This window comes from Azospirillum sp. B506, assembly GCF_000333595.1.
Taxonomy (GTDB): Bacteria; Pseudomonadota; Alphaproteobacteria; order Azospirillales; family Azospirillaceae; genus Azospirillum.
In genome coordinates, this window is the sequence record NZ_BADK01000554.1 from 1 (window position 1) to 4,152 (window position 4,152).

Below are 4,152 nucleotides of genomic sequence, written 5' to 3' on the forward strand. Positions count from 1 at the left end.
GGCTGCCGAGGTGCAGACATACTTGCCCTCGCCGCCCATCGCCTTGCCCAGAACCTCCATCAGCTTGGCGCCATAGGCGAAGTTGTCGAAGGCCTCCAGCACATAGTCGGCGTTTTGGATGTTCGACGCCTCATGCGCGATCACCACGATGCCGCGGTCGCGCGCCTTCTTCAGCACCGGCTCCACCGCCTCGACCGAGAAGGGGACAATGGCGATGGCGTCCACGCCCTGGGCGATCAGGTTCTCGACCAGCTGGACCTGGGCGGCCGCGTCGGCCTGACTCGGCCCCACCATCCAGGTGTCGTGGCCAGTGTCGGCGGCGAACTGCTTGACGCCGTCGCGCATGCGGTCGAACCAGGCGATGCCGTCGACCTTCACCACGGTGGCGATCGTGTATTTCTTCTTGGTGGCGTCGGACTTCAGCGTCTTGACGGCATCCGGTGTCGGAACCGGATCGGCGGCCATCGCCGGCCCGGCGACCAGCGATGCGGCGACGATGAGCGAGGACAACAACTTCTTCATGTTGGCGTGACTCCCATTGCAGACGACAGGCATCGTGCGGTGGGAGAGGGAAATCTCGCTCCACCGATGGTGCCGGGGTGTTTGCCACCCCTCCGCGTTCCGTTTTTGGTGATGCCGTGCCGGGTGGGACGGACGGAACTCCCGCCCGACCGGCACGCTGTACGGCGTGCGCGCCGTTGGCGGAGTCAGCCGCCGACGATCGCCACGCTGGCGCTGGCGCCGATGCGCGAGGCGCCGGCCGCGATCATGCGGCGGGCATCCTCGGTGGTCCGCACCCCGCCCGACGCCTTGACGCCCATGCCGTCGCCGACGGTGCGGCGCATCAGCGCCACATCCTCGGCGGTGGCGCCGCCTCCGGCGAAGCCGGTGGAGGTCTTGACGAAATCGGCCCCGGCCTCCTGCGACAGGCGGCAGGCCAGGATCTTCTCGTCATCGGTGAGCAGGCTGGTTTCGATGATCACCTTCAGCAGGGCATCGCCGCAGGCGCGCTTGACCACGGCGATGTCGTCGAGCACCGCCGCCGTCAAGCCGGCCTTCAGCAGCCCGATCGGGATCACCATGTCGACCTCGCGGGCGCCATGGCGGACCACCCATTCGGCCTCATCCGCCTTGATCGCCGTGGGGTCGGCGCCGAAGGGAAAGCAGATCACCGCGCAGGGGGCCACCGGGGAGCCGGCCAGCCGTTCGGTCACCAGCGGGATGAAGACGGGATTGACGCAGACCGCCTTGAAGGCATGCGCACGCGCCTCGTCGCACAGCCGCTCAACTTCGGCGGGCTGGGCGTCCGGGCGCAACAGGGTGTGGTCGATGAACGGAGCCAGACCGACCGCATCGGCCGGGACACTGGGTATCGGCATCTTTGTCCTCCCGGGGAGCCCTTGTTCTTGGGGGCTCTCCTCATTAGCCGGGATGCCCGCATCGCTTCGAAGCCTTCCGAGCTTCGTCGTGATGTTAACATCCTAACATTTTCTGAAAGGATAGTTTCACAGTGTCGCTCTCTGTGTCAAGATCAATGCATGCGATTGTGAACTTGACCACGGCCATCCTGTTCAAGGCTTTGCACCATTGGGATTAACCTGTTGGGATTCCAGGGCGCAGCCGCGGGCAGGATGGGCTGGAATGGTGTGGGATGCGGACATGTCGATGAGAAGGGCCGACCGCCTTGACCGGTTACAGAGCGCGCTGGATGCTGGCGGCTATCTTCGATTAAAGGATGCGGCGCGGCTGCTGGGCGTCTCGGAAATGACGGTGCGGCGGGATATCGCGTCCTGCGACGGACGATTTGCCTATCTCGGCGGCTACATCGCCGGCGGGCTGGAGAGCGCCGGCGGCATGGGTTACATGCTGGACCGCGAGCGGGACACCCATATCGAGATGAAGCGCACCGCCTGCGAGGCGGCCGCAAGCCTGTTGAAGCCGGGCGAAACAGTGTTTATCGATTGCGGCACGACCACCACCCATCTGGCCAGCCGCATCCCGGCCGACAGCCAGATCACCGTGGTGTGCTACGCCATGAACATCGCTGAAATCGTCTGCAAGAAGCCGGGCGTGCGCGTGGTCATGTTGGGCGGCCTCTACCATGCGTCATCGGCGTCCTTTTCCAGCCCGGAGTCGCTGGAGATGTTGCGCGGCATTGGCATCAACACAGCTTTCATCTCGGCCGGCGGTATTCACGAGTCGCTGGGTATCAGCTGCTCGAACTTCCACGAGGTGGAGATCAAGCAGACCGCCATCGCCAATGCGGTGACCAAGGCGCTGGTGGTCGACAGCAGCAAGTTCGATCACGTAAAGCCGGCTTTCTTCGCCAAGCTCGACAGCTTCGATTTCCTGTGCTGCGACGATGGGATCGGGAAGGCGCGCGCGGAGAGGCTCGCAGCGGCTGGTATGCGCATCGTTCCAGCCTGATTCGTCCGCCGGCCTATCTCCACATCCCCCGCCGCGATGTCCCTCTGGTCGCATTAAAAATGATTCAGAGTACTGATATTTAACAATATATTGTATTGGGGCGGTATCGGGTGCAGGAAATGCCAGGAGCTTGGGTCGCGACACCCTGAAGCGCGAACCATCCAGCAGAAGGCCAGCGCCGACGACCGCATGCCGGTCGGTCTGGTCTTCATCCCCTTCGCCTACGCCGAAGCGGCCGCGAACGTGCTGATCAACCCGCAGCTCGATCCTTTCGGCGAGATCCCGGAGTTCAAATACTGTGCGATCAGGATCGAGAAGGCGCAGATGGCCGAGGCGGCGGAGCAAAGGCGGTCAACCCGGCAACGCATGCGGCGACCCGCGCCGCCTCCTGCGGGTCGATGGCGTTCGTCCGCTCTCCGCTGCACAGAGCGCAGCGGAAACCGAGGTAATCGGGTGACAGAGCGGCCAGGGCCGGGATGTCTGCAACCCTCAGCGACCCCGCCAGACCGGTTTGCAGGCGTGAGCCCGCGCGCAGGAGACGAAGGCGCCCAACTGCACATCCTGCCAGTGGTGACGCAGGCCATGACGTTTGCCGGCGGTGTCCAGCATCATCCCGCGAAAGCCGGCTGCGGCAAGCCTGTCGATGGGCAGACAGCAGGGATCGTTGGGCCACAAATCGGCAAACAGTACAGCGATCAGACCGGCCCCCTTGATCGCCAGCTGTGCCAGCGCTTCGATGCATTTTTCGGGAGCGCCATCGGGTGCGAAGCCGATTTTGACGAAATCGACACCGGTGGCGGCGATCCGGCGCGCTGCCGGCACAACGGCATCGGGCCGCATTGGGTGGTCGCCGATGGTGGCGCTCAGCTGTCGCCGTCCCGGCACTTCTGCCAAATCCCGCACCGTTGCGGCGATGTCCTTTGCCTTCCAGGCGCCGAGCGCCGCGGCGGCGGGATTCTTCAGGTCCAGGATGTCCGGTCCAGCCGGCAGGATCAGGGAGACTTCCGCTGCATTCGCGACGCTGGCCAGCCACCCGGTCATGTTTCCTCCTCCGTGGCAATCACGGCTGCTTCCGCGTGCCGGTACGCCGACCCCGGCCGACTAGGGGAGAGCGATCTCCAGCTTTTCCGCCAGCACCTTCAGCAATTGGGTATGGGGGTTGAGCATGAAGGCACCAACTCCCTGGATCAGGTATTCATAAGAAACGATGGCATCGAGGGCGTCGACGAAGGGCCGGTTCGGCACCTCCACCGTGACGGTCAGGCTGACGCGCACCCGTTGGGTCTGGGTTTTCTCATGGTTCCAGACGCCGATGCGGAAATCCCCCATATAATCGCGCAGCACCGGATCGTCGCGGCGCATCAGGGTGGCCGTGCGCGGCGGTGGTGGCCGCAGGACATTCATGATGCTGCTGTAGCCGCTTTGAGAGTCGTCCGGCATTTCTCGGTCCTTCCCGCCGCCTGCTGCCCGTTCAGCGCTTGCTCGGCGCATGGTCCGCCAGCCGATGGTCAATCAGCCAGCCGATGCCGCGCGACCAGGCGGTCTCGGTGTCGCCGCGGATGTCAGCGCGCGCCGTCGTCACCATCCGGCCGGTGCCGGCATCCTCTACGGCCACGCCGATCCACAGGATCAGGCTGCTGATCTTGCGGACGATGCCGAAGACGACCAGATCGGCCCCGGCACTCCGCGCAATGTCGCGTTCGCATCCGTTGCAGAAGCGGATCG

Annotated in this window: 5 protein-coding genes and 2 pseudogenes; 2 read left to right on the forward strand and 5 right to left on the reverse strand. The window is 64.7% G+C overall.

The window, feature by feature from the left end; all coding sequences use genetic code 11:
- Both I71_RS16340 and deoC read right to left on the reverse strand, forming a co-directional pair.
- Positions 1 to 522 (reverse strand): substrate-binding domain-containing protein (locus I71_RS16340; protein ID WP_042695908.1); only part of this gene is annotated, 522 nt, incomplete at its 3' end.
- A 185-nt stretch (positions 523 to 707) separates the two neighbouring features.
- On the reverse strand, positions 708 to 1,379 hold the full coding sequence (gene deoC / locus I71_RS16345) for a deoxyribose-phosphate aldolase (protein WP_042695909.1): 672 nt from the start codon (positions 1,377 to 1,379) through the stop codon (positions 708 to 710).
- Positions 1,380 to 1,641: 262 nt separating this feature from the next.
- On the opposite strand from deoC, the gene I71_RS16350 reads away from it, so the two are divergent.
- Together I71_RS16350 and I71_RS41020 are read left to right on the forward strand one after the other, a co-directional pair.
- The gene (locus tag I71_RS16350; RefSeq protein WP_244433875.1) at positions 1,642 to 2,427 is read left to right on the forward strand and encodes a DeoR/GlpR family DNA-binding transcription regulator; all 786 of its coding nucleotides are present in this window, start codon (positions 1,642 to 1,644) and stop codon (positions 2,425 to 2,427) included.
- Between the two features lie 90 nt (positions 2,428 to 2,517).
- A pseudogene (locus tag I71_RS41020) lies at positions 2,518 to 2,718 on the forward strand (molybdopterin dinucleotide binding domain-containing protein); the annotation flags it as partial.
- A 13-nt stretch (positions 2,719 to 2,731) separates the two neighbouring features.
- Here the strand turns inward: I71_RS41020 and I71_RS16355 are convergent.
- From I71_RS16355 to I71_RS16365, 3 genes and pseudogenes are all read right to left on the reverse strand, one after another.
- Positions 2,732 to 3,468 (reverse strand): annotated as a pseudogene (locus tag I71_RS16355) ((5-formylfuran-3-yl)methyl phosphate synthase).
- A 60-nt stretch (positions 3,469 to 3,528) separates the two neighbouring features.
- Positions 3,529 to 3,867 (reverse strand): dihydroneopterin aldolase, encoded by a 339-nt coding sequence (locus tag I71_RS16360; RefSeq protein WP_042695910.1) that lies wholly within the window; start codon positions 3,865 to 3,867, stop codon positions 3,529 to 3,531.
- Positions 3,868 to 3,898: 31 nt separating this feature from the next.
- Positions 3,899 to 4,152, reverse strand: a 254-nt coding sequence (locus I71_RS16365) for a DUF2380 domain-containing protein (protein WP_042695911.1), incomplete at its 5' end; no start/stop codon positions are given.